The 26,966-nt window shown below is 72.6% G+C and carries 24 protein-coding genes; 10 read left to right on the top strand and 14 right to left on the bottom strand.

Going from position 1 to position 26,966, the window contains the following annotated elements; translation table 11 throughout:
• Positions 1-8 precede the first annotated feature (8 nt).
• From H958_RS0130540 to H958_RS0130525, 4 genes are read right to left on the bottom strand one after another with little or no spacing between them, the layout of a single operon-like run.
• Complete coding sequence (locus H958_RS0130540; RefSeq protein ID WP_028061440.1) at positions 9-1,379, bottom strand: aspartate aminotransferase family protein; 1,371 nt, start codon at positions 1,377-1,379, stop codon at positions 9-11.
• 40 nt (positions 1,380-1,419) lie between these two features.
• On the bottom strand, positions 1,420-3,195 hold the full coding sequence (locus H958_RS0130535) for an alpha/beta hydrolase (protein WP_028061439.1): 1,776 nt from the start codon (positions 3,193-3,195) through the stop codon (positions 1,420-1,422).
• A gap of 20 nt (positions 3,196-3,215) precedes the next feature.
• The gene (locus tag H958_RS0130530) at positions 3,216-4,256 is read right to left on the bottom strand and encodes an alpha/beta hydrolase (protein ID WP_156028418.1); all 1,041 of its coding nucleotides are present in this window, start codon (positions 4,254-4,256) and stop codon (positions 3,216-3,218) included.
• Positions 4,253-4,516, bottom strand: coding sequence for a hypothetical protein (locus H958_RS0130525; RefSeq protein WP_156028417.1), 264 nt, complete (start codon positions 4,514-4,516; stop codon positions 4,253-4,255). Before H958_RS0130525 ends, H958_RS0130530 begins: the two co-directional genes overlap by 4 nt.
• 320 nt (positions 4,517-4,836) lie before the next feature.
• Between H958_RS0130525 and H958_RS0130520 the strand changes: the two genes are divergently transcribed.
• Together H958_RS0130520 and H958_RS0130515 are read left to right on the top strand one after the other, a co-directional pair.
• Entirely contained in the window at positions 4,837-6,219 is a 1,383-nt protein-coding gene (locus H958_RS0130520; protein ID WP_037412101.1) for an nSTAND3 domain-containing NTPase, read from the top strand.
• A complete protein-coding gene (locus H958_RS0130515; RefSeq protein ID WP_156028416.1) occupies positions 6,216-7,007 on the top strand; it encodes a hypothetical protein in 792 nt (263 codons plus the stop codon). The genes H958_RS0130520 and H958_RS0130515 overlap by 4 nt, the downstream gene beginning before the upstream one ends.
• Here H958_RS0130515 and H958_RS0130510 read toward each other — a convergent pair.
• A complete protein-coding gene (locus tag H958_RS0130510; protein WP_028061434.1) occupies positions 7,004-8,431 on the bottom strand; it encodes an acyl-CoA synthetase in 1,428 nt (475 codons plus the stop codon). The two genes, H958_RS0130515 and H958_RS0130510, sit on opposite strands and share 4 nt — an antisense overlap.
• Before the next feature lie 17 nt (positions 8,432-8,448).
• Between H958_RS0130510 and H958_RS0130505 the strand changes: the two genes are divergently transcribed.
• On the top strand, positions 8,449-9,639 hold the full coding sequence (locus H958_RS0130505) for an acyl-CoA dehydrogenase family protein (RefSeq protein WP_028061433.1): 1,191 nt from the start codon (positions 8,449-8,451) through the stop codon (positions 9,637-9,639).
• Between the two features lie 36 nt (positions 9,640-9,675).
• Here the strand turns inward: H958_RS0130505 and H958_RS41525 are convergent, their stop codons facing one another.
• Positions 9,676-10,635 (bottom strand): cyclase family protein, encoded by a 960-nt coding sequence (locus H958_RS41525; protein WP_051325028.1) that lies wholly within the window; start codon positions 10,633-10,635, stop codon positions 9,676-9,678.
• A gap of 31 nt (positions 10,636-10,666) precedes the next feature.
• A complete protein-coding gene (locus tag H958_RS0130495; protein ID WP_028061432.1) occupies positions 10,667-11,290 on the bottom strand; it encodes a penicillin-insensitive murein endopeptidase in 624 nt (207 codons plus the stop codon).
• A gap of 17 nt (positions 11,291-11,307) precedes the next feature.
• Here H958_RS0130495 and H958_RS47075 point away from each other — a divergent pair, with 17 nt between their 5' ends.
• Complete coding sequence (locus tag H958_RS47075) at positions 11,308-11,874, top strand: hypothetical protein (RefSeq protein WP_037412099.1); 567 nt, start codon at positions 11,308-11,310, stop codon at positions 11,872-11,874.
• On the opposite strand, the gene H958_RS0130485 is transcribed toward H958_RS47075, so the two are convergent.
• Positions 11,871-12,281, bottom strand: coding sequence for a GFA family protein (locus H958_RS0130485; protein WP_028061431.1), 411 nt, complete (start codon positions 12,279-12,281; stop codon positions 11,871-11,873). The two genes, H958_RS47075 and H958_RS0130485, sit on opposite strands and share 4 nt — an antisense overlap.
• 47 nt (positions 12,282-12,328) lie before the next feature.
• Between H958_RS0130485 and H958_RS41515 the strand changes: the two genes are divergently transcribed.
• Entirely contained in the window at positions 12,329-13,960 is a 1,632-nt protein-coding gene (locus H958_RS41515) for a family 43 glycosylhydrolase (protein WP_051325027.1), read from the top strand.
• On the opposite strand, the gene H958_RS0130475 is transcribed toward H958_RS41515, so the two are convergent.
• Genes H958_RS0130475 through H958_RS0130455 form a run of 5 tightly spaced genes read right to left on the bottom strand, consistent with a single transcriptional unit; the run spans position 13,953 to position 19,142 of the window.
• Complete coding sequence (locus tag H958_RS0130475; protein WP_028061430.1) at positions 13,953-14,696, bottom strand: SDR family oxidoreductase; 744 nt, start codon at positions 14,694-14,696, stop codon at positions 13,953-13,955. The two genes, H958_RS41515 and H958_RS0130475, sit on opposite strands and share 8 nt — an antisense overlap.
• A 52-nt stretch (positions 14,697-14,748) precedes the next feature.
• On the bottom strand, positions 14,749-15,441 hold the full coding sequence (locus H958_RS41510; protein WP_037412096.1) for a gamma-glutamyl-gamma-aminobutyrate hydrolase family protein: 693 nt from the start codon (positions 15,439-15,441) through the stop codon (positions 14,749-14,751).
• A complete protein-coding gene (locus H958_RS0130465; protein WP_028061429.1) occupies positions 15,438-17,006 on the bottom strand; it encodes an amino acid permease in 1,569 nt (522 codons plus the stop codon). Before H958_RS0130465 ends, H958_RS41510 begins: the two co-directional genes overlap by 4 nt.
• Before the next feature lie 58 nt (positions 17,007-17,064).
• Entirely contained in the window at positions 17,065-17,787 is a 723-nt protein-coding gene (locus tag H958_RS0130460) for a FadR/GntR family transcriptional regulator (protein ID WP_028061428.1), read from the bottom strand.
• Positions 17,788-17,804: 17 nt separating this feature from the next.
• Positions 17,805-19,142, bottom strand: coding sequence for a glutamine synthetase family protein (locus H958_RS0130455; RefSeq protein WP_028061427.1), 1,338 nt, complete (start codon positions 19,140-19,142; stop codon positions 17,805-17,807).
• Positions 19,143-19,248: 106 nt separating this feature from the next.
• Here H958_RS0130455 and H958_RS41505 point away from each other — a divergent pair, with 106 nt between their 5' ends.
• The 4 genes from H958_RS41505 (at position 19,249) to H958_RS0130430 (ending at position 24,710) form a co-directional block, all read left to right on the top strand.
• Positions 19,249-20,775, top strand: coding sequence for an APC family permease (locus tag H958_RS41505; RefSeq protein ID WP_051325026.1), 1,527 nt, complete (start codon positions 19,249-19,251; stop codon positions 20,773-20,775).
• Positions 20,776-20,986: 211 nt separating this feature from the next.
• Complete coding sequence (locus tag H958_RS41500; RefSeq protein WP_028061425.1) at positions 20,987-21,361, top strand: GntR family transcriptional regulator; 375 nt, start codon at positions 20,987-20,989, stop codon at positions 21,359-21,361.
• Positions 21,358-22,302: a choline/ethanolamine kinase family protein gene (locus H958_RS41495; protein WP_051325025.1), complete on the top strand. Its 945-nt coding sequence runs from the start codon at positions 21,358-21,360 to the stop codon at positions 22,300-22,302. The genes H958_RS41500 and H958_RS41495 overlap by 4 nt, the downstream gene beginning before the upstream one ends.
• Positions 22,299-24,710, top strand: a complete 2,412-nt coding sequence (locus H958_RS0130430) for a GcvT family protein (RefSeq protein WP_037412093.1) — start codon at positions 22,299-22,301, stop codon at positions 24,708-24,710. The genes H958_RS41495 and H958_RS0130430 overlap by 4 nt, the downstream gene beginning before the upstream one ends.
• Positions 24,711-24,761: 51 nt before the next feature.
• On the opposite strand, the gene H958_RS44405 is transcribed toward H958_RS0130430, so the two are convergent.
• Positions 24,762-26,177, bottom strand: coding sequence for an HD-GYP domain-containing protein (locus H958_RS44405; protein WP_156028415.1), 1,416 nt, complete (start codon positions 26,175-26,177; stop codon positions 24,762-24,764).
• Between the two features lie 124 nt (positions 26,178-26,301).
• Here H958_RS44405 and H958_RS0130420 point away from each other — a divergent pair, with 124 nt between their 5' ends.
• Positions 26,302-26,913 carry a hypothetical protein gene (locus H958_RS0130420; protein WP_028061423.1) on the top strand — a complete coding sequence of 204 codons (612 nt, stop codon included), beginning with the start codon at positions 26,302-26,304 and terminating at the stop codon, positions 26,911-26,913.
• Positions 26,914-26,966 lie beyond the last annotated feature (53 nt).

Genomic DNA, 26,966 nt, shown 5'->3' with positions numbered 1-26,966 from the left:
TCAATGCATCAGGCGGCGGTGACCTCCCGGGCGAAGACGTCGAAGACCTCCACGTAGCGATCGAGGTGCTCGTCGGTGTGCAGCACCGACAGCGTCCACTCCTCATCCTCGCCCGGCGTCATGAAGATGCCGTTGTTCATGTGATAGAGCCACGCCAGGTTGGTCAGCTCGTGATGGATGCTCGTCACGTAGTCGCGGTACTCGAGCACCGGCTCCGGCGACATCACGACGCAGCCCTTGGAGCCGAGGCCGACGGTGTGCGCGGGCAGCCCGTACTCGGCGATCACGCGGTCGCAGCCGGCCATCAACCGCGCGTTCGCCGCGTGCAGGCGCTCGTAGGCCGACGGCGTGAGCACGTCCAGGAGCGTCGCCTGCGCCGCCGCCATCGTCAGCGGGTTGCCGTTGAAGGTGCCCTGCTGGCGCACGGCCCCGGAGGCGACCAGCTCGCCCAGCTCCTCCGTCATGCCGACCGCGCCGCCCGGCAGCCCGCCGCAGATCGCCTTGGCCAGGCACACGACGTCGGGCCGCACGCCGAACAGCTCCGTCGCGCCTCCGGCCGCCACCGCCGCGCCGGTCTTGACCTCGTCGAAGATCAGGATCGCGCCCGCCGCGCGGGTCAGCTCGCGCACGCGGGCCAGATAGCCGTCGACGGGCGGAACGATGTTGATGTTCATCATCGCCGGCTCCATGATCACGCCGGCCACCCGCCCGTCGAGCTCGTCCAACAGCGCGCCGAGCGCGTCCGCGTCGTTGAACGGCACCGCGCGCGTGGCCTCCTCGGTCCCCGGGGCGTAGCCGAGCCCGTACGCCACCGAGGCCGGCCGCGAGCGCGGACCCATCGCCGACGGCGGCGGCTTGACCGACACCATTACGGCGTCGTGGTGGCCGTGGTAGGTGCCCTCGATCTTGACGATCACGTCGCGGCCCGTCGCGCCTCGCGCGAGATGGACGGCATCCATCGTCGACTCCGTGCCGGAGTTCGTGAAGCGCCAGCGCGGCAGCCCCCAGCGGCGGCGCAGCTCCTCGGCCACGACGATCGAGCCCTCGGTCGGCGCCGCGAAGTGCGTGCCGAGCTCCATCCGCTCCCGTACTGCGCGCGCGATCGCCGGGTTCGCATGCCCGACGCACATCACGCCGAAGCCGTTGTGGAAGTCCAGGTACTCGTTGCCGTCGACGTCCCACACCTGCGCGCCGGTGCCGCGCTCGAGGTACACCGGCCACGGATCGTTCTTCTGGAACTGGGACGGCACCCCGCCCGGCATCACTTTCCCGGCGCGTGCGAAGTACTCGGCCGAGCGCGCGGTGCGCTCGCGGTAGCGCGCTCGCTGTCGCTCCATCAGCGCGTTCACGACGTCGGCGGACGGCAGGGTGGCGGACATGGAGCGAGGCTACTCCTCAGTCCGGCGCCGCCACCGCGGTTCACTTGAAGTCCGACGCCCGGACGGGGTGACCGCCGAGCGAGCCCGCGATCGCGTCGCCCTTCAGTACGAGCGTCCCGCCGCTCGCCGCCGGCCCGCCGACGATCAGCCGGCCGCGCTCGCCGTTGTCGTCGATGAAGCCCGAGATGCGCAGCCCGCGGAACCACTCGACGCGCCGCAGCGTGATGCGGCCGCCCTTGATCGTCGTGTGGCCGCCGCGTAGGCCCGGCAGCCGCACCGTGCTCTTCGCGTCGGCGAGCAGCGTGCCGCCGACGAGCGAGTCGAGCGCGACGTTCTCGATCGTGAGCCTGACGCCGGTCAGCGTGCGGCCCGCGCGCCCCGGCAGCCGCGTGCGGGCGAGCGCGCCCGGCGTCGCGGGAAGGTACTCGACCGCGCCGACGTCGAGCGCGCCGCCCTTGCACTTGGACACGCCGCGTCCGTTCACGAACGCGACGACCGCCTTCAGCGCGCAGCCGGACGTGTCGGTGGTGATCACGGAGTGGCCGGCGCCGGGCACGCTGAGGAACCGTGCGTGCGGGTACTCGGCCGCGATCCGGCGCGCGTCCTCACTCGGCGTGCGCAGGTCCGCGCGGCCCGAGATCACGAGCGCGGGCACGTCCGGCCCCGGCGCGGGCACGCCCTGCGGGGCGGGCGTCGGCGGCCAGGCGGCGCACAGCGAGGCGGCCGAGAACGGCGCGACGGTCTGCGGCCGGAAGGGGGCGAACGGCGTCGCGTTGGCGGCGAGGTAGGCCTGCCAGGCGTCCGTGCGGCCGGGGAGCGGCGAGTCGGGCGCCCACGGCAGGTGGGACTCGATGCACGTCGTCGCCAGCAGTCGCGCCGCGTTGATCCCGTCGCTCTCGTCCTGCTCGGAGCCGCTCGCGAGCAGGCTCGTGAGGTGCAGCAGCGGCGCGGCGTCGCCCTTCGCCAGCGAGGCGACCGCGGCCGGGAGGAAGACGCGCACGAGCGGACTCGCGTCGCCCGCGAGCAGCGCGCCGTAGAGCGAGTCCTCGCCGACCTTCTCGCTCCGTACCCGGCCGGTCCTGGAGACCGCCGGGCCGCTGACCGGGGCGCGCTGGACGCGCAGCACCGCGGCGCGCAGCGCCGCCGCCGGATCGGGGATCGAGCGCCGGCACGGGTTCGTCGCGCATGCGTCCCGCAGCAGCCGGGGCATGCCCAGCTGGCGCAGCTCGAACGTGCCGTCGAGCTGCCCGACCGGCACCGGCGAGTCGAGGATCAGCCCGGCGGTGTGCTGCGGGAAGCGGCGCGCGTATTCGCCCGCGACCTTGGTCCCGTAGGAGACGGCGAGCAGCGTCAGCTTGTCCACGCCCAGCGCGACGCGCAGGTCCTCGAGGTCCAGCGCGGTCTCGGTCGTGTTCAGGAACGGGCGCTTGTCGCCGAGCTTGGCCGCGCACGCGGCGACCCGCGCCGGCGTGTCGATCGCCTTGCACTTCGTCGCCCCCGAGTCGCCCGTGCCGCGCTGGTCGACGAACACGATGTCGTGGTCGAGGTGCAGCGGGTCGAGCAGTCCGGTCAGGTCGCGGGTGAGCGGGATCGCCGACTGGCCGGGCCCGCCGCTGAGGAACACGATCGTGCCGACCGAGGTGCCGGTGGCGGGCATCACCGCGTAGGCGAGGGGAAGCGCTCCCGGCGCGCCGCCTGAGTGATCGAGCGGGACGCTGAGCTTGGCGCAGCGCGCGCCCTGAGGACACGCGGCCGCCTTGCTCGCCGCGGGAGCGGCGAGCAGGGCGGTGATGACGAGCAGGACGGCGCGCAGCATGCGCGCCACCCTAGTGCCGCTCAGCGGATCGCGCGGCCTCCGAGCGTGCCCGCGGCCGTGCGGCCGGAGAGCGTGATCGTCCCCGCCGCCGCGTTCGGGCCGCTGACGGTCAAGGTTCCCTTCGCCGGCCCCGACAGCGTGCCGGACACGCGCACGCCGCGGAACCACTCGACGCCGGCGAGCGTGACCGCGTGCCGCGACACCCGCGCGTAACCGGCGCGCAGGCCCGGGACGCGCATCGTTCTCGCGCTGGTCACCACGATGTCGCCGACGACGCCCGCGACCGTCAGCGCGACCGCCGTGAGCGTGCGTCCCGGCAGCCCGCCGACTCGCGTCGGCTTCAGGCCGGAGATGCTCGCGGGCAGGTACGGCGACGCGATCCCGAGCTTGGCGAGCGCCTTGCCGTCGCGGCGCTGCGAGCACTGCTGCAACGGCCGGCCGGCGAGGAACGCGACCATGCCGTCGAGCGCGCACCCGGTCGGCTCGGTGGTCAGGACCGAGTGCCCGGCCTCGGGGATCGTCAGCACCTGCGCGTGCGGGTACTGCGCCGCCGTGCGGCGCGCGTCCTCGGTCGGCGTGCGCAGGTCCTCGCGGCCGGAGAGCACGAGCACGGGCACGTCCGGGCCTTGGCTCGCGACGCCCTGCGGCGCCGGCGTCGCCGGCCACGCGGCGCACAGCGAGGCGGCCGAGCTCTCGAGCACGGTCGCCGGCCGGAAGGGCGCGAACGGCGCCGGGCCGAGACCGCCGGCGTAGGCCTTCAGCGCCGCCGCGCGCGACGCGACCGGCGAGTCGGGCGACCACGGCATGCGCCCCTCGATGCAGGTCGTCGCGAGCAGGCGCGCGGCGTTGATGTCGCCGTCGTCCTCGCCGGCGGAGCCGGCGAGCGCGGCGATGTGCAGGAGCGGGGCGGCGTCGCCGTCGGCGAGCGAGGCGATCGCGCCCGGCAGCATCGCGCGCGTCACCGGATCGAGGTCGCCGGCGGCCAGCGCGTTGAAGAGCAGCGACTCCGTCACGCGCTCGGTCGTCACCTTGCCCGAGCCGGTCACGAACGGTCCCTTCAAGGCGCCGCGCTGCAGCCGGCCGGCCGCCTCGGCAGCGCCGCGGACGGGTCGCGGACCGTCTGCGAGCACGCGCCGGGGTGGCAGACCTCGGCCAGCACACGGGGCGCGCCGAGCACGCGCTGGTCGACGAACACGAGGTCATATGACGCGCGCAGCGGCTTCAACAGCTTCGCGAGGTCCTTCGTCAACGGGATCGCGGCCTGCCCGGGGCCGCCGGCGAGTAGCACGATGGTGCCCGTGCGCTGCCCGGTCGCAGGCACCCGCGAGTACGCGACGGACAGGGTGCCGCGCGTCGCGTCTGAATGGTCGAGAGGCACTGAGACGGCGCCGCACTGCGCGCCCGCCGGACACGCCGCGGCGGATGCTCCGGGCGGCCCCGCGACGGCAAGGGCGACGGCGGCTGCGGCGACAGCGGGGAACGACCGACCTACGGGCATGCGCGCTCCGATGACCGGGGATGGATGAGCGGCCACCGCATCCCCGGCGCAGCGGAATCCCAACCTCCGGAGGTCTCGCCGCTGACCACTCAAGGCGTCACGAGCAGGTGGCGATGGGGCCGGTGACACGGCACACTTGGCAGGTGCCCAGCTTGTCGGCGTTCGGTTGGCTGCAGTTCGAGCGTCTCTGCGCCTCGGTCCTGCGTCTCGAGGCCGGAACCCCCGAGACCGCGTGGGAAGGGGACGCGGACCGCCATCGCGGGTTCGTGTCCCGCGAGCCGCTCGTCGTGAACGGCCGCACGCTCCCGGCGCCGGTGATCGTCCGCTGCCTCTGGCTCAGCGGCGGCCACGGCGCGCGCCGCCGGCGGCTGAAGCGCTCCGGTCAGGCGCTCGAGCCCCGGATCGCGAGCGCCGGCTCGCTGCTGACGTTCGTCAACGCGACGCCGGAGGAGCTCGACGACTCCGAGGTCCAGTTCCACCTCGGCATGCTGCACGAGGGCGTCGAGCACGTCGTCTTCGGCGAGGCCGAGCTGATGGCGGCGATCGAGCGCCACCCGGCCCTGCGGCTCGACCTGCCGTCGGCGCTGTCGGTCGGCGATCCGCGAGCGCGTCTGGACGCGGACGCGCTGGAGCGCTCCACGCTCGATCTCGACGCCGCCCTCGCGCTCGCCCCGGTGTTCGTCCCGACCGAGGCCTACGCCCGCAGCCTGGCGACCTTGCGCCGGCATGCCTTCGCCGTCCTCACCGGGCCGCCGGAGATGGGCAAGACGGCGATTGCGCGGATGCTCGGGCTGGCGCTCCTCAGCGACGGCTGGGAGGTTCACGAGTGCATGCGGCCGGAGGAGCTGTTCCGGCTCGCGACCCCGACGCGCCCGCAGCTGTTCATCGCCGACGACGCGTTCGGCTCGACCGAGTACCGCCCGGACGCCGCCGACCACTGGGCGCGCGAGCTGGACCGCGCCCTGCGGCTGACCGACACGCACCACTGGCTCGTGTGGACGTCGCGCCCCGCGCCGCTGCACGCCGGCCTGCGCCGGATCCATCGAGAACGCGGCGGCGAGCGCTTCCCGGACCCGGCCGCCGTGCACGTCGACGCCGCCGAGCTGAGCCCGCCGGAGAAGACGCTGATCCTCTACCGCCACGCGTGCGCCGCCGAGCTCACGCCCGCGCAGCGGCGGCTGGTCTACGAGCACGGGGAGGCGATCGTCGCGCACCCGCATTTCACGCCCGAGCGCATCCGCCGCTTCGTCTCCGGCCGGCTGCGCCGGCTGCCCGGCGACGTCGACGTCGCCGCGGCGGTCGACGCCGAGCTGGGCGAGCCGACGCAGGCGATGGCGACCTCCTACGCGGCGCTCGCCGACGAGCACCGCGAGCTGCTGCTGGCGATGCTCGACTCGCCGCCCGGCCCGGTCGCCGAGCGCGACCTGGCGGCGGCGCTGCGCCGGCACGCCGGCCACGGGCTCTCGCGCGCGCCCGTCGACCTCGTGGACCGCCTCACCGATCACTTCGTCCGGGTGCTGCGATGAGGGTCACGTGGGTGCACCCGAGCTGGCGCGACCTCGTGATCGCCGAACTGGCGCGCGACGTCGAGCTGCGCCGCCGCTTCCTCAAGCACTGCGGCGTCGACGGCGCGGCGCTCGCGCTCTCACGCGAGGGCGGGGGGGACGGCACCCGCGCCCGCCCGCTGCTGCGCGAGGACACCGACTGGGACGCACTCGGCGACGGCCTGCACCGCCTGTGCGACGAGCTCGACCCGCGCGAGGCGGTGCGCCTGCTCGCCGTGCTCGAGGGCGACGACGACGAGACGCGCGCGCTCACGTCGCAGGTGCTCGAGCGCATCGAGCGCTGCTGGAACGGGCAGGCGGTCGAGGTCGAGATGCTGGAGGCGTGGACGCAGGCGGCCGCGGGACTGCCGAAGACGAGGACCGTGGCCGCGACCTGGCTCGAGCTCGAGCCGGCCTGCGCGCCCGCGACGCCCGTCGAGCTCGAGCGCTTCGCCGACTGGCTGCGGCTCGCCGAGCTGCTGCGCGCGCACGACGACGAGCTGCTCGACGGGCTCGGCTTCCCGAAGCGCTTCAAGGCGGTGCTGGACGCGTTCGTGGACCAGCAGCCCGAGGACGAGCCGCCGTTCGAACGCGACCTGCGTCAGGAGGCCCGCCTGCGCCTCGTCCGGCTCGACCCCTCGCGCGCCGTCGCGATCCTCGACCAGGAGCCGGAGATCGTCGCCGACGTGCGCCGCTTCGAGATCCCCGAGCTCGACCCGCTGGCGCCGAGCTTCGCCGTCGACCGCGTCCTGCGCGACCTCGTCGATTAGCCGCGCAGGGCGGCGCGGCGGATCTTGCCCGACGCCGTCTTGGGCAGCTCGTCGATGAAGTCGACGACGCGCGGGTACTTGTACGGCGCCGTCTGCGCCTTGACGTGATCCTGCAGCTCGCGCGCGAGCGCGTCGGAGGGCGCGAAGCCGTCGCGCAGGACGACGACGGCGCGCACGACCGAGCCGCGCTCGTCGTCGGGCGCGGCGACGACCGCCGCCTCGTCCACGGCGGCGTGCGCGACCAGCGCCGACTCGACCTCGAACGGGCCGATGCGGTAGCCCGCGGAGATGATCACGTCGTCGGTGCGGCCCTCGAAGTAGAGGAATCCGTCCTCGTCGGCCTGCACGCGGTCGCCGGTCCGCCACGGACCTTCGTGCGGCGGCGCGCCTGCGTAATGGACGAAGAACGTCGGGTCGGTCGCCGGGTCGGTGAGCACGAGCTCGCCGTCGACCACCTCGAGCGCCACGCCGGGCAGCGGCCGCCCCATCGATCCGGGACGTGGAGTCTCGCCTTCGGGCGCGCCGGTCAGCTGGCCGGTCTCCGTCTGCCCGTAGCCGTCGCGGATCCACAGGCCGGTCGCCTCGTGCCAGGCGTGCAGCACCTCGGGATTGAGCGCCTCGCCGGCGGCGACCGCGCCGCGCAGCGAGCCCAGCGGGCGCAGCGTCGCGCGCTTGGCGATCACGCGGTACTCCGTCGGCGCCATGCAGAGCACGTCGACGCGCTCGCGCTCGATGATCTCCAGCCGCTCGTGCGGGTCGAAGCGCGCGTCGTGCAGGAGCGCGGCGGCGCCGCGCAGCCACGGCGCGATGAACGCGTTGCGGGCGGACTTCGACCAGCCGGCGGCGGCCGTGCACCAGACCAGCTCGCCGTCGCGCGGCGCGAGCCAGTGCTCGGCCTGCAGCCGCTGGCCGGGGAGGTAGCGCTGGCCGTGGACGGCCGCCTTCGGCTCGCCCGACGTGCCCGACGTGAAGATGACCATGCACGGGTCGCCGGGGCTCAGATCGGCGGGCGCGACCGCGACCGCGGTCGCGTCCTCGAACGGCGCCCACAGGGTGTCGCCCGCCCAGCCGGCCTCCTGCAGCGCGGTGCGGTTGCGCTCGTCGGCGACGACGAGCCGCGGCCGGGCGACCTCGAGCCGCAGCCGCAGGTCCTTGGGCCGCAGCTGCTCGGTGCACGGCAGCACGACGTAGCCCTGGCGAAAGCAGGCGAGCATCGTCAGGGCCCACTCGGCCCGCGTGCCGACGAGCGTCAGCACGACGTCGCCGCGGCGCACCCCCAGCGCGTGCAGCCGCCCCGCGAGCGCCGCCGCGGCGGCCGCGACCTCGCCGAACGTCCACTCCCGCCGGGTGCCGTCGCGGCGCAGCTCGACGAGCGCGCGCCGGCCGGGCGGCGCGGCCTCAATCGCATCACGGGTGAAGTTCACAGGGATATTCTGGATCGATGGCCGTCGCGCTAGACCAGAGGACCGACGAGCAGAAGGCGATCATCGAGATGGTCCGCCAGTTCGTCGACGAGCAGATCATCCCGCAGGCCGAGCACTATGACTCGGCCGACGAGTTCCCGGAGCCTATCGTCGCGCAGATGCGCGAGCTGGGGCTCTTCGGGGTAACGATCCCCGAGCAGTACGGCGGGATGGAGCTCGACCTCACGACGTACGCGATGATCGTGGAGGAGCTCTCGCGTGGCTGGATCTCGATCTCCGGGATCGTCAACACGCACTTCATCGGGTCGTATCTGCTGATGAAGTTCGGCACCGAGGAGCAGCGCGAGCGGCTGCTGCCGAGGATGGCCACCGGCGAGCTGCGGGCGGCGTTCAGCATGTCCGAGCCGGAGCTGGGCTCCGACGTCGCGGCGATCAAGGCCAGCGCGACCAAGGACGGCGACGAGTACGTCCTCAACGGCTCCAAGATGTGGGTCACCAACGGCCTGCTCTCGGGCGTGGTGTTCGTGCTGATGCGGACCGACCGCGATGCGCAGCCTGCGCATCGCGGGCTCACGTGCTTGATCGCCGAGAAGGAGCCGGGCGCGTCGGAGAACCCGGGCCTGACAGTCCCGCCGAAGATCAAGAAGCTCGGCTACAAGGGCGTCGAGTCGACCGAGCTGGTCTTCGACGGCTACCGCTGCCCGGCGAACATGATCCTCGGCGGCGAGCAGGCCGGCCTCAACAAGGGCTTCGCGCAGATGATGGACGCGCTCGAGGTCGGGCGCGTGAACGTCGCCGCGCGCGGCGTCGGGATCGCGCAGCGCGCGCTGGAGCTGGGCCTGAAGTACGCGCAGGAGCGCTACACGTTCGGCAAGCCGATCGCCGAGCACCAGGCGATCCAGTTCAAGCTCGCCGACATGGCGACCAAGGTCGAGGCCGCGCGGCTGTTGATGCTCAAGGCGGCGCGCCTGAAGGACGCGGGCGAGCGCTCAGACGTCGAGGCGGGGATGGCGAAGCTGTTCGCGTCCGAGACCGGCAAGGAGGTCGTCGAGGACGCCTTCCGGATCCACGGCGGCTACGGCTATTCGAAGGAGTACGAGATCGAGCGGCTCTACCGCGACGCGCCGCTGCTGCTGATCGGCGAAGGCACGTCGGAGATCCAGCGGATGGTCATCGGGCGCAAGCTGATCGCCCGCAACAAGGTCTGAGGGCGGGGCGCCGCCTCGCGGCGGCGCCCGGCGATCTCAGCGGACGCGGTAGCCCTTCGCCGTGTCCCAGTGCAGGTTCTTGGAGTACTTGCGCAGCGGGGCGTCGGAGCCCGAGATCTTCGTCCCGCTCGGCGCGCCGGGCGGGCAGATCGCGATGTAGCGCGCGTAGCCGCCGAGGCCGCCCTTGAACTTCGGGTAGCCGATCGAGATCAGGCAGCCGGTCTGCGGCACCTTGTCGAGGTTGGCGACTCCTTCCGCCTGCGTGTAGCCGTGGTGCATCAGCCAGGACTCGCCCTCGAGCGTCGGCGTCGTGTCCGTGTCCAGCGGCTCATGGCCGTGGAAGAGGATGTGGCGCTTGAGCTGGAGGAACTTGATGGCGTCCAGCGACACGCCGGGGAAGACCGGATCGGCGGCCAGCGCCTTCGCCTTCGCGGGGTCGTCGGTCCACTTCTTCGACCAGTCGCTGCGCACCATCACGACCGAGCCCTCGGGGATGCGGCCGTTCTTCTTCTCCCACGCCTGGATGTCGGAGACCTTCAGCGCGTACTTCGGGTCCTTCTTGACCTGCGGCACGATCGAGATCACGACCAGCGGCCGCACCGCGTAGGTCGCCGGCAGCTCGTCGATGCCCGGGTACTCGGGCGCCCAGTGCGCCGGCGGGTCGAGCTGGGTGCCGAACTGGTCGGTCGCGATCGTGTACTTCGTCGCCTCGAAGCCGTCCTTCGCGTACGTGTACGGCTGGCCGGTCGCGGGGTCGACTGTGGGCCCGAACGTCGCCGGGCCGAAGCCCTTCCAGACCGGCATGTTGGGCGTGATCGTGTGCGTCAGGTCGACGTAGCGGGCGCGCTTGAGCACCTGCTGGTAGGTCTGCCACAGGTCGACCGGAGCCGACTGCGCGGCGGTCGCCGGCTGGGCGTGCTGGTTGACGCCGACGGCATACGAGCCGGCGGCGAGCGCCGCGGCCGCGAGTGCCGTGGCGGCGGAACGTCCTTTCACCCTTCCCCCTTGATGGAATGAGCACGAAACACTAACGCCGCACGTTGGCGATGCGCACGTGCATGTGGTCGTCGTGGTAGATGAGCGGGACCACGACGTTGCGCGGGCCGTGCAGGTCGAGGTGCGGGCCGACGAAGATCTTCTGCGCTCCGGCCGCGACGAAGCGGTCGACCAGATCCTGCGCGAGCGCCCGGTCGACCTGCGACGGCTTGAACGCGCGGAGCTCCAGCCCGTCCTTGCGCGGGTACAGGACGTCGGCGTCGAGCCCGTTCTGGTGCGAGGCGTGGCCGAGCCCGCCGTACTTGCGCCCGAACGGGCCGCCATGCGGGCGCGAGAGGTCCATCACGCCGACCCGCTGCACGCTGTCGTGCTCGGTCCGGTACGCGTGGAAGACGCGCAGCAGCAGGCTCACGAGCCGGTCGGTGCCCCACCGGCGGTCGGGCCGGTTCGGCGAGACGTCGTAGACCGGGTCCCACGTGAAGTGATCCTCGCCGAAGTCGGCGAGTTGCACGCCGTGCAGGAGCCGGCCGTGCGAGAACGGCTTGCCGAGCGCGATCGACCGCTGCGGCTGGACCGGCGGGTCCTGCACCGGGCGCGCGGCGGCCGGGCAGGCGAGCAGCACCAGCGCGGCGATGGCGAGCAGGGTGGGACGCACCGGCGTATGGTTGCTCAATGGCGTTGCCGGAGGGAACCCATCTGGACCTCCTGCGTGACGCGATCGCCACCGAAGGCCGCGCGCAAACGGCGCTGCTGAGCGGAAACGACGCCCGTGACGCGTTCCGCGCGGCGTCAGATCTCTACCGCCGCTCGTGGGAGGCGGCGCCCCCGGAGAGCTACGGGCGGCTGATCGGGATGCTCAAGGCGGCGGTGATCGCGGGCGACGCGGCCGACGCCGCGGGATACGCGCGCGTCGCGGTGCCGGACGACGCCCACTCGCCGCCCGCCCGCTACGCCGTCGCGATCGCGGCGCTGATCGAGGGCGACGCCGAGGCGGCGACCGCGGCCGCCGCCGGCATGCGCGCGGGCTCCGCCGCATTCAATCGCGCGGCCGCCGCGATCGAGGCGATCGCCGCCCGCGACGGCGGCGCCTACGACGCGGCGATCCGCGCCATCCTCGACGACTTCGAGGCCCGCGACCAGCATCTCACCGGCGTCCGCATCGCCGACACCGCCCTGATGCTCGAGCGGCTCGCCGGCGATCTCGCGGCGCATCCCGCCTCGCCGCTGCTGCCGGTCTAATCCTGTTCGCGCGGGCCCGGGTAGCGCGGCAGCCCGTCGTCGGGCAGCGGCTCCCAGTCCGGCGAGGCGTCGACCCATTGGTGCCAGCGCGGGCGGATGCCGGGGTCGCCGTCGAGCGCGCCGAGCCGGATCGCGACGACGCCGCCTGATCCCGGCTCGCCGGCCCAGACGTGGCCGCCGCACGACGCGCAGAACGACTTCGGGAACCCCTCGTCCGGCCGCCAGGTCCTGATCGAGTCCGCTCCTTCGAGGATCTCGACCGCGTCGGCGGCGACCATCCCGCTCAGCGCGCCCAGGGGCACGCCGGTCCGATGCTGGCAGCGCGTGCAATGGCAATAGCCCGCGGTGGAGAAGTCCGCGTCGACGCGGAAGCGGACGGTGCCGCACATGCAGGAGCCGGTGACCATGCTTGCAGCGTATTCCGGCGCGCCGCGACGGGTAGGCATACGGCGTCATGCGCCGTCTCGCCGTCCTCTGCGCCGCCGCCGTCGCCGCGCTCGCGGCCCCCGCCGCCGCCACCGCCCTCCCGCCGTCCTGGACCGACGCCACCTACTTCAACGACGCGTCCCAGCCCGCCGCGGACCCGTATGTCCTGCACGACGCCGCGACCGGCTACTACTACGCCTACTCGACCGACGGCGCGGGCCCTGGCTACCACTTCGGCGTGTACCGCTCGGCCGACCTCGCGACGTGGGAACGGATGCCGGGCGGCGCGCTGCCCGCGGACGACCCCGACCAGTGGGGCAACGACTGGTTCTGGGCGCCGGAGGTCTACCGCAACCCGCGCACCGGCTGGTACTTCCTCTTCTATGCCGCGCGCTCGGACGCCAACAAGCAACGGTGGTTCGGATACGCGGGCTTCGAGGAGCCGTGCAAGATCGGTGTCGCCGTCTCGCGCTCGCCCGCCGGCCCGTTCCGCAACATCTCCGACCAGCCGATCGGCTTCAACCCGTACGACCCGGACTATCACGACGTCAACCTGCTGATGGGGCCGGATCAGCGCACGCCGCCGGCGACGCTCGCCGAGGGCGAGAAGGCGCCGCTCGGGACCTACATCCCCACGATCGACCCCGACGTGCTGTTCGACGGCGGGCGCATGTACCTCTACGTCTCGCGCAACGCGTACCGCAACTGGAACTGGGACACCGACCTCGGCAAGTACGTCGAGGAATCCAACATCATCGCCGTGCCGCTGACCACCGCCTGGTGGAGCGACCCGGCGGCGCGCACGATGCCGTCGATCGCGCCCGCCTACCAGGGCGCCAACGACCGCCCGGGCGGCCCGGCCGGCCCGCGCCGCGACGGCTACGTGACCGTGCTCGACTACGGCCACGACAAGCAGCCGTGGGAGAACGCCGACGTCAACGACTACGCGCTCAGCAACGGACAGAAGAAGGACCGGCGCTGGGAGGAGGGCTCGAGCATCCTGCGCGCGGGCTCGACCTACTACCTCACATACTCCGCCAACAACTGGGAGACGCCCCAGTACGGCGTCGGCTACGCGACGTCGAGCAGCCCGCTCGGGCCGTTCAAGAAGGCGGCGGCCAACCCGATCCTGCATCAGGATCCCGCGATCGGCATGTATTCGACCGGGCACGGCAGCATCGCCGCCTCGCCCGACGGCAGCGAGCTCTACTACGTCCATCACGGCCGCCCCAGCCCCGGCACCGAGCAGCGCCGGCTCTACACCGAGCGGATGCGGCTGGCCGGCGGGCAGCTCAGCATCGAGCAGTCGACCGGCGACGAGCCGATCCCCTCGGGCGTGGCGCCGTACCGGCTGCGCGCGAGCGCGCGGGCGCTCGTCCTGCGCAGCGGCAGCGAGCGGCGCCTGCGCTGGCGGGTCACGAGCGCCGACGGCGCCGAGCTCGCGCTCGCCAACCCGCTCAACCGCGTCGACGCCGCCGCGCCCGGCGCCGCGGTGGAGCTCCAGGGTTCCGGGCCGGACGGGGTCACCGTCGCCGCGCGAAGCCCTGGCCGGACGACCATCACGCTGACCTACCAGCGCCGGCTGGCCGCGGGCGGCTACCGCGACGTCGCCGGCGCGCGCGGGCCCGTGTCCGTTCGGATCCCCGTCGTCGTCAGGTAGGGGTGACGTAGGCCCCGGACAGCCCGCCGTCGACCAGGAACGTGGACGCCGTGATGTACGAGGACTCGTCGGACGCGAGGAAGAGCGCCGCGTTGGCGATCTCGCGCGCCGCGGCGAAGCGGCCCATCGGGAGGTGGACCATGCGGCGGGCGGCCTGCGCGGGATCGGCGGCATAGAGCTCGCGCAGCAGCGGCGTGTCGACCGGTCCCGGGCAGAGCGCGTTCACGCGTACGCCGCGGCGGGCGAACTCGACGCCGAGCTCGCGCGTGAGCGCGAGCACCGCGCCCTTGGACGCGGTGTAGGAGATCTGCGACGTCGCGGCGCCCATGACGGCGACGAACGAGGCGGTGTTGATGACCGAGCCGCCGCCGGCCTCGAGCAGGCGCGGGATGCCGTACTTGCAGCAGAGGAAGACCGAGCGCAGATTGACGTCCTGCACGCGCTGCCACCCCTCGAGCGTCGTATCGAGCACGGAGCCGTCGTCGTCGGGCGAGATGCCCGCGTTGTTGAACAGCACGTCGAGGCGGCCGAAGCGCGCCGTCGCCTCCTCGTACATCGAGCGCACCGACTGCTCGTCGGCGACGTCGCAGGCGATCGAGAGGTCGACGTCGGCGACGTCGTCCAGGTCGACGCCGACCACGGTCGCGCCCTCCTCGCGGAAGCGGCGCGCGGACTCCCCACCGATGCCGCCTGCCGCGCCCGTCACGACGCACACCTTCCCCGCCAGCCGTCCCATCACCCTCCTGTCGCGTAGTACATGGACTTCATCTCGGTGTAGGGATGGAGGGTCACGCCGCCTCCACGTTCCCGAGCGCGTCGCGCGCGGCCTCCACGAGCGCGGCGATCTCCGCGCCCACCGGGTCGGCCTCGGGGTGCCACTGCACGCCCAGGGCGAAGCGCCGCGACGGGTCCTCGATCGCCTCCGGCAGGTCGTCGATCGACGCCCGGCCGGTCACCTCCAGCCCTTCGCCGATCGCGTCGACGCCCTGGTGGTGGTGCGACTTGGTCGCGTGCACCACCTCCCCGGCCGCCCGCGCGGCGAGCGACCCGTGCACGAGCCGCACGTCGTGGTCGCCGAACGCGCCCGGCGTCGCGCGGTGATCCTCGTGCCCGTAGACGTCCGGGAGGTGCTCGATCAGCGTTCCCCCGCGCGCGAGGTTCATCAGCTGCATCCCGCGGCAGACGCCGAGGAACGGGAGGTCGCGCTCCATCGCGCGCGTCGCCAGCGCCAGCTCGAACGCGTCGCGCTCCGGGTACTCGCCGTAGTCTGCGCCGCCGGCGAGCAGCAGTCCGTCGAGCAGATCGAGCGTCTCGTCAGGATCGAGGGCCGCGGCCGGGTCGGGCGGCAGCAGCAGCGCGAGTCCGCCCGCTCGCTGCACGGCCACCGCGTACGAGCGCGGCAGCAGCACCGCCTCGTCGTCCCACACGCTCCAGCGCGCCCGCTCGATCGCGGCGCACAGCCCGATCACCGGCCTGTTCACCGCTCGACGACCCCGGCGGCCTCATCGAACTCCACCGTCCGCACCGGCCCCTTGAACGTGTGCTTGGCGCGCACCGCCCACCACACGCCGACGATCAGCAGCAGCCCGCCGACCGTCACCGGCGCGTAGTTGAGGTACTTGATGTCGAACTCGTCGCGCCACGGCACCGCGGCGGGCGTGAACGGCAGGCAGAAGATGATCACGCAGATCGCGACCCAGATGATCGCTGCGGGGTTGATCCAGCGGTACTTCGCGCCGAGCGTCCACGGGCCGGGCTCGAAGTCGTCGCCCTTGCGCCAGCGCAGGAAGACCGGCATCACGTAGGCGATGTAGAGCCCGATCACGCAGATCGAGACGACGGCGAAGAACGCGTACGGCGCGCCGTTGGCGTCGCCGGCGAGCGCGGGCGCGGTCATGAGCAGCGCGCAGACGCACGAGAAGACGACGGCGTAGGCCGGCACGCGGTGGTGGTTCAGGCGCGTCCACAGCCGCCAGCCGGGCATCGCGCGGTCGCGCGAGAACGCGTAGGTCATGCGCGAGCAGCTCGTCACGCACGCCATGCCGCAGAACAGCTGCCCGATCGTCGCGATCAACACCACCATCTTGTCCCAGCCGGGCGTGAGCGCGGTCGAGAAGACGGCGAGCGAGGAGCCGGCGCCCTTGTTGATGCCCGCCACGTCGGTCGCCGCGAACGTGATCGCCAGCAGCACGATCCAGCCGCCGACGCCCGACCAGAAGACCGAGCGCCAGACGCCCTGCGCCGCCGCCTTGGCCGCGCCCTTGGTCTCCTCGGAGATGTGCGCCGACGCGTCGTAGCCCGTCTGCGTGTACATCGTCAGCAGGAACCCCAGCGGCAGCACGTAGAACCAGAACATCCCGCCGCCGAAGCCGGAGTTGTTGATGCGGTCGGTGAAGACGAAGTCGACGCTCTGGTGCGTGTCGGGCACGAACGCGAGGATAAGGACGATCGCCGCGACGCCCGCCACGTGCCAGAACACGGAGATGTTGTTGAACAGCGCCACCAGCGGCGAGGAGAAGATGTTGATCAGCGCGTGCAGCGTGAGGATGACCGCGAATAGGAAGAACGTCTCCGACAGCACGTGCGCGGAGTCGCCGAAGTTCGCGAAGCCGAGGTTGAGCGAGTAGAGGCTCAGCGTGGCGTTCAGGAACTGCGCGCAGCCGTAGTCGACGGAGGCGACCACGCCGATCAGCCCGACCCAGTTCAACCACCCGGTGAACCAGCCCCAGCGCGGGCCGCCGAGCGTGGACGCCCAGTAGTAGATGCCGCCCGCGGTCGGATACGCGCTCACCAGCTCCGCCATCGAGAACGCGACCAGCAGGATCAGGCCGCAGATGATCGGCCAGCCCCACGAGATCGCGATCGGGCCGCCGTTGTTCCACGCCTGCCCGTAGGTCGTGAAGCAGCCGGCGAGGACGGAGATGATCGTGAAGGAGATCGCGAAGTTCGAGAACCCGCTCCATGCGCGCTGGAGATCCTGCTTGTAGCCCAGCTCGGCGAGGCGACGTTCGTCGTCGTGCAGTTCCTTCGGCGCGACCTGCGTCATGAAGCCCTCCCCACGTAAAGGTATGGTCCTCCGTCCTCTTGGCGGAATGTATCAGTCGCTACGAGGGAAGCAGGCCGGCGAGCACGTGCTCGGTGCCGCGCAGGTGCTCGGCCATGATGCGCATCGCCGTGGCGGAGTCGCGCCGCTCCAGGCAGGTGACGACACGGGCGTGCTGCCCGTTGGCCCACTCGAGCACCTGCGGCGGATGCGCGATGTAGCTGATGAGATCGGTCATCGCGCCCTGCGCCTCGGTCATGGCCGCCACCAGCCGCGGCGAGCCGGTCGCCTCCGCGAGCCCGATGTGGAAGCGCACGTCGGCGTGGCGGTAGGCCGGGTAGTCGTCCAGGCAGCCGCTCATCGTCGCCACGAGCTCGCCGAGCGACTCGATCGCCGCGGGCTCGGCGCGCTCAGCCGCCAGCACGGCGACACCGAGCTCCACCGCCAGCCGTGCGTCGCAGCGGTCGCGCCAGTGCGCGAGCACCTCGGCCGTCGGCGGCTGGGCGACCGGCTGGGACTCCGCCACGAACGTCCCGCCGCCGCGCCCGCGCACGGCGTGCAGGTGGCCGCTCTGCCCCAGTGCGGTGAGCGCCTGGCGCAGCGTCGAGCGCGCGATCCCGAGCTGCTCGCACAGGTCGCGCTCCGCCGGCAGCCGCGTGCCGGGCGCCAGCAGGCCGAGCTTGATCGCGGTGCCGAGGCGCTCGAGCGTCTCCTCGAACGCCGTCTGGCCCTTGACCGGCGCGAAGATCGCCGAGAAGGCGGTCTCGTCCGCCGGTCGCCGCAAGCTCCGTTGGGACGACGTCAGAGGCGTTCGAACCCCCTGACCCGCTCCCAGTCGGTCACCGCCGACTCGAACGCGGCGAGCTCGACGCGGGCGTTGTTGAGGTAGTGCGCGACGACCTCGTCGCCGAACGCGCCGGCTGCGACGCGGCCGGCGGCGAACAGGTCGTGCGCCTCGCGCAGCGTCGCGGGCACGCGCGGCTTGTCCGCCGTGTAGGCGTTGCCCTCGACGCGCGGCTCGAGCGGCAGCTCGTGATCGAATCCATGCAGCCCCGCGGCGATCATGGCGGCGAGCGCCAGGTAGGGGTTGACGTCGGCCCCCGGCAGCCGCAGCTCGATCCGCAGCGCGTCGCCGTGGCCGACCACGCGCAGCGCGCACGTGCGGTTGTCGCGGCCCCAGGCGACGGCGGTCGGTGCGAACGAGCCCGCCGCGAAGCGCTTGTACGAATTGACGTTGGGCGCGTAGAACAGCGTCAGCTCGCGCAGCGCGGCGAGCTGGCCGGCGAGGAACTGCTCGAACGCGGTCTGGTCGGAGGCGAACACCGCCGAGCCGTCCTCGCGCTGGAGCGAGAGGTGGATGTGGCACGAGTTGCCCTCGCGCTCGTCGTACTTGGCCATGAACGTGATCGCCATGCCCTCCTGGGCGGCGATCTCCTTGGCGCCGGTCTTGTAGATCGAGTGCTCGTCGGCGGCGCGCAGCGCGTCCGAGTAGGCGAAGTTGATCTCGTGCTGGCCGTCGTTGCACTCGCCCTTGGAGTTCTCGACGAGCATGCCGGCGTTGGTCATCTGGCGCCGGATCCGGCCGATCAGCGGCTCGACCCGGCCGGTCGCGAGCATCGAGTAGTCGAGGTTGTACCGGTTGGCCGGCGTCAGGTCGCGGTAGCCGTTCGCGAACGCGTCCTCGTAGGTGTCCTTGAAGACGATGAACTCGAGCTCGGTGGCGGCGGAGGCCTTCAGGCCGCGCTCGGTGAGGCGCTCGAGCTGGCGGCGCAGGATCTGGCGCGGGGACTGCGCGACCGGGGCATGGTCGTCCCAGGCGAGGTCGGCCAGGCACAGCGCGGTCTTCTCGTGCCACGGGACCGGCCGCAGCGTCTCGAGGTCGGGCACCATCGCGAAGTCGCCGTAGCCGCGCTCCCACGAGGCGATCTCGTAGCCGCCGACGGTGTTCATCTCGACGTCGACGGCGAGCAGGTAGTTGCACGCCTCGGCGCCGTGCTCGACGACGGAGTCGAGGAAGTGGCGCGCCGTGAGCCGCTTGCCCTGCAGGCGGCCCTGCATGTCGGTGAAGGCGAGCAGGACCGTGTCGATCCGCCCGGCCTGTGCTGCGTTGCGCAGCTGCTCCAGGTTCAGGCCGTCCATGGAAGGCGAACGCTACCTCTCGCGGCATCTTGACACGATCGTCACAAGCTGGATAGCGTGCGCGCACCGCCAAAGGACTAGACCAATTCCGAAAGGGTCTGACCGAATGACAGCGACCGCACGTCCTGCCGCCGGCGCCGTCGACGACAGCGCCGACCTCGCGCAGTTCGGCTATGAGCAGCGCCTGCACCGGCGGCTGCACTTCTTCAGCTCGTTCGCCGCCGCGTTCTCCTACATCTCGCCGGCGACGGGCATCTTCACGCTGTTCATCCTCGGGGTCGGGACGCTCGGCGGCGCCTTCTTCTGGACGTGGCCGGTCGTGGCGCTCGGGCAGTTCATCGTCGCGATGAACTTCGCCGAGGTCTCGAGCCACTTCCCGATCGCGGGCTCCGTGTTCCAGTGGACCAAGTACCTCGCGCGCTCGAAGGCCTACGCGTGGTTCTCCGGCTGGATCTACCTGTGGGCGGGCGCGCTGACGATCGCCGCCGTCGTCGCGACGCTGCCGCTGACCCTGATCCCGATGCTCGACGACATCGGCATCTCGATGAACGCCGGCTCGCTCACGAACCAGAAGTGGATCGCGGCGATCGCGCTCGTGGTGATCACGCTGATGAACGTCTTCGGCGTGCGCGTGGTGGCGCTGATCAACAACACCGGCGTGCTGTTCGAGCTGCTCGGGCTGTTCGTCTTCGCGATCATCCTCGCGCTCTTCCACAACAACCAGGGCGTCGGCGTCGTCTTCCACACCGGCGGCGCCGACTTCACCGCGGGCAACTTCCTCGTCGCGATGTTCATGGGCCTGTTCGTGATCTACGGGTTCGACACGGCCTCGACCCTCGCGGAGGAGACGCGCGACCCGCGGCGCGCGGCGCCGCGCGCCGTGCTCGGCTCGATCGGCGCCGCGTTCGTGATCGGCTTCGTCTTCCTCTGGGCGATGCTGATGGCGATCCCGGGCGACCTCTCGAAGGTCGTCGCCGGCGGCGGCATCTCGCCGCCGGAGATCATCCAGGGCAACCTCTCGAGCGCGCTCGCGACCGGCTACCTGTTCGTCGTCTCCTTCGCGATCTTCGTCTGCTGCCTGGCGATCCAGGCGTCGACGATCCGGCTCGCCTACGGCATGGCGCGCGACCGTCAGCTGCCGGGCTCGAGCGTGCTGCAGACGGTCAACGAGCGCACGGGCACGCCGGTCGGCGCGTGCATCGTCGTCGCGCTGATGGCGGCGCTGTTCCTGCTCAAGTACGCCGGCGTGGCGTACATCGCGATCGCCGCCAGCGGGATGATCTACCTCTCCTACCTGCTCGCGAACCTCGCGATCCTGCGCGCCCGCGGCCGCGGCTTCCCGACCACGCCGGGCGCCTTCTCGCTCGGGCGCTGGGGCCGGCTCGTCAACATCCTCGCGCTCGTCTGGGGCGGCTCGATGCTGATCAACTTCGCCTGGCATCGCGTCGCCACCAACCCGAAGGCGAGCGAGACCGGCGGCCTGCTCTCGTTCCCGGGCTTCCTCAACGACATCCCGATCCTGTGGCTGGTGCTCGGCTTCGTGTTGATCGTCGGCGGCCTCTTCTACGCCGCCCGCCGGCACGAGATCCCGGCGCCGAAGGTCCCGGAGAGCGCGAGGGCAGAGCTGGCGTGACCGGCGACGGCTCGCCCAGGGGGCTCGCGTCGCTGGGAGCAATCGCCCAGGGGGCGATTCTCTCGGGCGGGGTGACGGGCGACGTCTCGCGCTGCGCGCTCGCGTCGCTGGGAGCAATCGCCCGGGGGGCGATTCTCCCGGGCGAGGTGACGGGCGACGCCTCGCGCTGCGCGCTCGCGTCGCTGGGAGCAATCGCCCAGGGGGCGACTCGATGAGCAAGCTGACCCTGCGCCTGCGCCGTCGCGACGACGAGCCGGCCTGGGCGCAGATCGCGGCGCAGCTGGCGCAGCGCATCGAGGGCGGCGAGCTGTCCGCGGGCGAGCGGCTCCCGCCCGAGCGCGCGCTCGCGCAGGCGTTCGGCGTGAGCCGGATGACGCTGCGCCAGGCGCTGGACGCGCTCGCGCGGCGCGGGCTGGTGGACCGCGGCGTGGGGCGGGGGACGTTCGTGCGCGCGCACCAGATGCGCGTCGAGGCGCGCGTGGTGCGCGTGGACCCGGACGGCGACGAGCTGCGCGTCGTACTCGCGCTGCCCGCCGGCGAGCTGGAGCCGCGCGCCGGGGAATCGCTGCTGGTGGAGCGGCCGTGAGCGGGGCCGCCGGCGTGACCCCCCTGGCGGCCGCGATCGATGCGCTGCGGCCGGTCCTGGGCGAGCCGGAGTCCGAGCCCGAGCGTCTGGAAGGCGGCATCACGAACCGCAACTACCGCCTGCGCTGGGCGGGCCGCGACTGCGTCCTGCGGCTGCCGGGCAAGGAGACGGCGCTGCTCGGGATCGATCGCGCGACCGAGCGCGACGCGACGCGCGCCGCCCGCGGCATCGCGCCCGACGTGATCGCGTTCGAGCCGCGGCTCGAGTGCCTGGTCACGTCGTTCATCGTGGGCCGCCCGGTCGGCGCCGAGGAGCTCCGCGGGCCGCTGCTGGAGCAGGTGGCGGCAGCGCTGCGCAGCGTCCACTCCGGCCCGCCGCTCGGCTACGCGTTCTCGCCGTGGCAGCGCGTCGCCCGCTACCGCGCGACCGCGCTGCGCCGCGGCGCGCCGCTGCCCGCCGGCTTCGAGGAGGTCTCCGCCGCGGCGGCGCGGATCTCGGCCGCGCTCGGGACGCGCGCGTCCGCGCCGTGTCACAACGACCTGCTGATGGCGAACTTCATGCACGACGGCGAGCGGGTCCGGCTGCTCGACTGGGAGTACGCGGGCCAGGGCGACCCGTTCTTCGACCTCGCGAACCTCGCGTCCGACAACGACTTCGACGAGGCGTGCGAGGAGCGCCTGCTGCAGGCGTACCTCGACGCGCCGCCGCGCGCCGACCAGCTCGCCGCGCTGCGGCTGATGCGCGTGATGGCGGCGTTCTGGGAGGCGATGTGGGCGGTCGTGCAGAGCGCGGTCTCCGAGCTGGACTTCGACTTCGGCGCATATGCCGCGGCGCACCTCGCGCGCGTGCGCGAGCGGCTCGCCGACCCGTGCTTCGAGGCCTGGCTGCGGGATGCGCGGCCGGTCCCGGCGCTGCCGCCTGAGGGGCGCGGCGGCGCGTGAGCCCACGGTCGGCGCCGCCGCGGCGCGCTTCGGAGCTTCCGGCGAGCGCCCGCTGCGTGATCGTGGGCGGCGGCGTGGCCGGCGCCTCGATCGCCTACCACCTGGCGCGGCTCGGGTGGCGCGACGTCGTGCTGCTCGAGCGTGCGGACCTCACGAGCGGATCCACGTTCCACTCCGCCGGGCTCGTCGGACAGCTGCGCGCTTCGCTGACGCTGACGCGGATGATGATGTACTCGGTCGAGCTCTACCGGACGCTCGACTGCGGCTGGGTCGAGTGCGGCGGCCTGCGCCTGGCGTGCTCGCCGCAGCGCTGGGAGGAGACGCGCCGCCAGGCCGGCTGGGCCTCGACGTTCGGCCTGCCGCTGGAGCTGATCTCGGGCGAGGAGGCGGCGACGAAGTTCCCGCTGATGAGCACCGCGGGCGTGCTCGGGGCGTCGTGGCTGCCGACCGACGGCTACCTCGATCCCTCGCTGCTGACGTTCGCGCTCGTCGACGGCGCCCGGCGCGGCGGCTGCGCCGTCTTCACGCGCACGCGGGTCACGGGCTTCGACCTGCGGCGCGGGCGCGTGTGCGGCGTGAAGACCGACCGCGGCGACATCGAGTGCGAGGTCGTGGTCAACGCCGGCGGCATGTACGCCGCGGAGATCGGCGCGCTGGCCGGCGTGCGCGTGCCGATCGTGCCGATGGCGCACGAGTACCTGGTCACGCAGCCGTTCAGGAACCGCAACGGGCATCTCCCGACGATGCGCGACCCCGACAACCTCATCTACTTCCGCGAGGAGGGGGCGGGGCTCGTGATGGGCGGCTACGAGCGCGAGTCGGCGCCCTGGCATGCGGACGGCGGGATCCCCGCCGACTTCAACGGCCGGCTGCTCGAGGAGGACTGGGACCGCTTCGAGCCGATCGCGGACGCCGCGCGCATGCGCGTCCCGGCGATGGAGGACGTGAAGGTCACCAAGCTCATCAACGGGCCTGAGGCGTTCACGCCCGACAACGAGTTCTGCCTGGGGGAGACGGCGGTGCGCGGGCTCTTCGTCGCCGCCGGGTTCTGCGCGCACGGGCTCGCGGGCGCGGGCGGCGTCGGGCGGGTGATGGCGTCCTGGATCGACTCCGGCGAGCCGCCGCTGGACCTGTGGAACATGGACGTGCGCCGCTTCGGCGAACACTACCGCTCGCCTCGCTACACGCTGGCGCGCGTGAAGGAGACCTACGAGACCTACTACGACATCAAGTATCCGAACCACGAACGAGCGGCCGGGCGCCCGCTGCGGGTGTCCCCGATCTACGCGTGGCACCAGGCCCACGGCGCCGTGTTCGGGGAGAAGTCGGGCTGGGAGCGCGTGAACTGGTACGCGGCCAACGAAGGCGCGGACGCGGAGCGCCCGCGCGGCTGGGCGGGGATGCACTGGTCGCCCGCGATCGCGGCCGAGCACCGGGCCGCGCGCGAGGCCGCGGCGCTGTTCGACGAGACGTCGTTCGCGAAGTTGGAGGTCTCCGGCCCGCGGGCGGCGGAGCTGCTCGAGCGGTTGTGCGACAACCGCGTCGCGCGCGAGGTCGGCAAGGTCACCTACACGCAGATGCTCAACTCGCGCGGCGGGATCGAGTGCGATTTCACGGTCGCGCGGCTCGCCGAGGACCGCTTCTCGATCGTCACCGGCACCGCGTTCGGCCGCCACGACCTGGCATGGATCGCGCGCCACGCGGGCGAGGGCGTCGACGTCGTGGACGTCACCTCGCGCTGGGCCTGCATCGGGTTGTGGGGTCCTCGGGCTCGTGCCGTGATGGTCGGCGCGTGCACGGACGATCTGACATTCCCCTACATGAGCTGGCGGGACATCGCCGTCGGCGACGTGCCGGTGCGCGCGCTGCGGGTGACCTACGTCGGCGAGCTCGGGTGGGAGCTCTACTGCCCGGCGGAGTACGGCACGGCGCTGTGGCGGACGCTGTGGGAGGCGGGCGCGCCGCACGGGCTCGTCGCCGGCGGCTACCGCGCGATCGACTCGCTGCGGCTCGAGAAGGGCTACCGCGTGTGGGGCGCCGACATCACGTCCGACGACACGCCGTACGAGGCGGGGCTCGGGTTCTGCGTCAAGCGCGACAAGGAGTTCCTCGGGCGCGCGGCGCTGGTGGAGGAGCCGGCGCGGCGGCTGTGCTGCCTCGTGCTCGACGACCCGCGCGCGGTCGCGCTGGGGAACGAGCCGGTGCGGGTGGACGGCGCGGTCGCGGGGCGCGTGACGAGCGGCGGCTACGGCTACACGGTCGAGTGCTCGATCGCCTACGCGTACCTGCCCGCCGAGCACGCGCAGCCCGGGACGGAGGTCGACGTCGAGGTGTTCGGCGCGCGCGTGGCCGGCGCCGTGGCCGAGGAGCCGCTCTACGACCCGCGCGGGGAGCGGGTCCGCGCCTAGGTCCCCCGGCGGAGACGATCGCGAGTCTTCGCGCCCGCCCCGTGACCGGACTCACGCCCGTATCGCGTCGTGGACGTTCGCCGGGCCCTCGCCTAGGCGCGCGTCGGTGGCCGGCTTGTCCGCCGGCTCGCGGACGGTGAGCGTCCATCCGGGGTCGCCGATCACGGCCAGCAGCGCGTCGACCACGGCGGGGTCGAACTGGGTGCCCGAGCAGCGCTCGAGCTCCGCGACGGCGTGCGACACGGGCAGCGCCTTGCGGTAGGAGCGCGTCGTGGTCATCGCATTGAAGGAGTCGCAGGCGGCGACGATGCGGGCGCCGAGCGGGATCTCCTCGCCGCGCAGGCCGTCCGGGTAGCCGCCGCCGTCGTAGCGCTCGTGCGAGGCGCGCACGAGCAGGCCGACCCGGGTGAGCATCCCGCCGACCCGGTCGAGCATCCGCTGCCCGAGGATCGTGTGCGTCTTCATGATCGCCCACTCCTCCTCGTCGAGCTTGCCGGGCTTGTTGATGATCGCGTCGGGGATGTGGATCTTGCCGATGTCGTGCAGGAGCGCGCCGAGCTCGGTCTCGCGCTTGATCGCCTCGCTGACGCCCATCCGCACGGCGACGCGTACGGACAGGTCGACGACGTCCTCGGTGTGGTGGCCGGTGTACTCGTCATCCTGTTCGAGCAGGTCGCGCAGCAGCAGCGCGGTGCCGCGGAAGGAGCGGGTCATCTCGATCGACTGGTTGATGCGCGCCTCGCGCTCGCGCGAGAAGTGGACGAGCAGGTAGACGAGCGGGAGCACGAGCAGCGCGGTGGCGGGCGCGTCGGCGGCGGCGAGCGCGGCGAGGAGGCCGATGGGCACGAGCAGCGCGTCGATCCGGAAGACCTCGAGCATCTCCTGCAGCACGACGCGTGGCGCGACACCGGCGGCGAGGTAGGAGCGCAGCGTCTCGCGCACCGTGTCGGCGGCGAACTGCGCCGCGAGCGCGGCGATGTACTCCGGCCAGCGCGGCCAGGAGGGCGACTCGGCGCCGAGCGCGGTCAGCACGAACGCGGGGGCGAGCGCGAAGGTGGCGTCGTTGATGGCGAGCAGCATCCGCTCGCGCGGCATGCTCTTGCGCAGCGCCGGGCCCGCGAGCGACGCGACCATCCCGCCGACGACGAGCAGCGGCACGAGCGGCGTGGGCAGCAGCAGGAGCATGGGGACGAAGACGAGCTGCGTCGGGACTACGCGCCCGTCGCCGACGGCGAAGCTGACGCGCGAGACGATGCCGACCGCGGCCGTGAACGCGACGGCGAGCGGGAGCGAGAACGCTCGGTCGGAGTCGGCGACCAGCGCCAAGGCCAGCGCGGCGGCGACCGTCGCGGCGGCGAGCGTCGCCTCCACCACGCGCTCGCGCGCGGGAAGCGCCTGCTCGCGGCGCGCACGGACCTCCGCGATCAGGCGCTCGGTACCGGCATCGAGGGCTTGCGTCGTGGGCATGGACATGCGTCGCTGGGCCGTCAGTCGACGGGTGTCCTATGTGGTCGGCTGCCTGACCGGCCGACTTTAGGAGGGACAAGGTTTCCCGAGCCGTCACGGAGGTCAGGCTCAGATGACAAGGAGAATGCGCATCGCGCGAGCGGCGGGGGCCGCGATCGCGATGACCGCCGCCTCAGCGGCGGTGAGTGCGCCGGCGCAGGCCGGCGTGTTGACGAAGTCGGCCACGGGCTGCGGCGATCCGGAGATCACGCAGGCGTTCAAGCCGTGGGGCGACTCGTCCAGCTACAAGCAGGTCGACGACTTCGAGACGGGCGCCGACGGCTGGACGCTGTCGGGCGGGGCGAAGGTCATCGCGGGGGATGCGTCCCCCAAGATCGGCACCGGGGCGGACAGCAGGTCGCTGTCGCTGCCCGCGGGCTCGGTCGCGGTCTCGCCGCCGGTGTGCGTGGGACTGAGCGAGCCGACGCTGCGGTTCTTCTCCAAGAAGAGCAGCGGGCTGCTGTCGACGCTCTCGGTGTGGGTGGACGTGCAGACGTCGCTGAACGTCTGGGTCACGCTGCCGATCGGCGTCGACCTCGGCGGCGGCTGGCACCCGACGCTGCCCTACGCGGTGATCGCGAACCTGCTCCCGCTGCTCCCGCCCGACCAGACCGCCGTCCGCTTCCGCTTCGCGCCGCTGCTCGGCGGCAGCTGGCAGATCGACGACGTCTACGTCGACCCGCGAGCGCGGTCCTGATCTCCGGCGCGCGGGCAAGGGCCACCTCACCCGCGCGCCTTCGGCCGCGTCGC

Source organism: Candidatus Solirubrobacter pratensis, from assembly GCF_000425945.1.
Classification (GTDB): Bacteria; Actinomycetota; Thermoleophilia; order Solirubrobacterales; family Solirubrobacteraceae; genus Solirubrobacter; species Solirubrobacter pratensis.
This window is presented reverse-complemented; position numbering and strand designations above follow the sequence as displayed.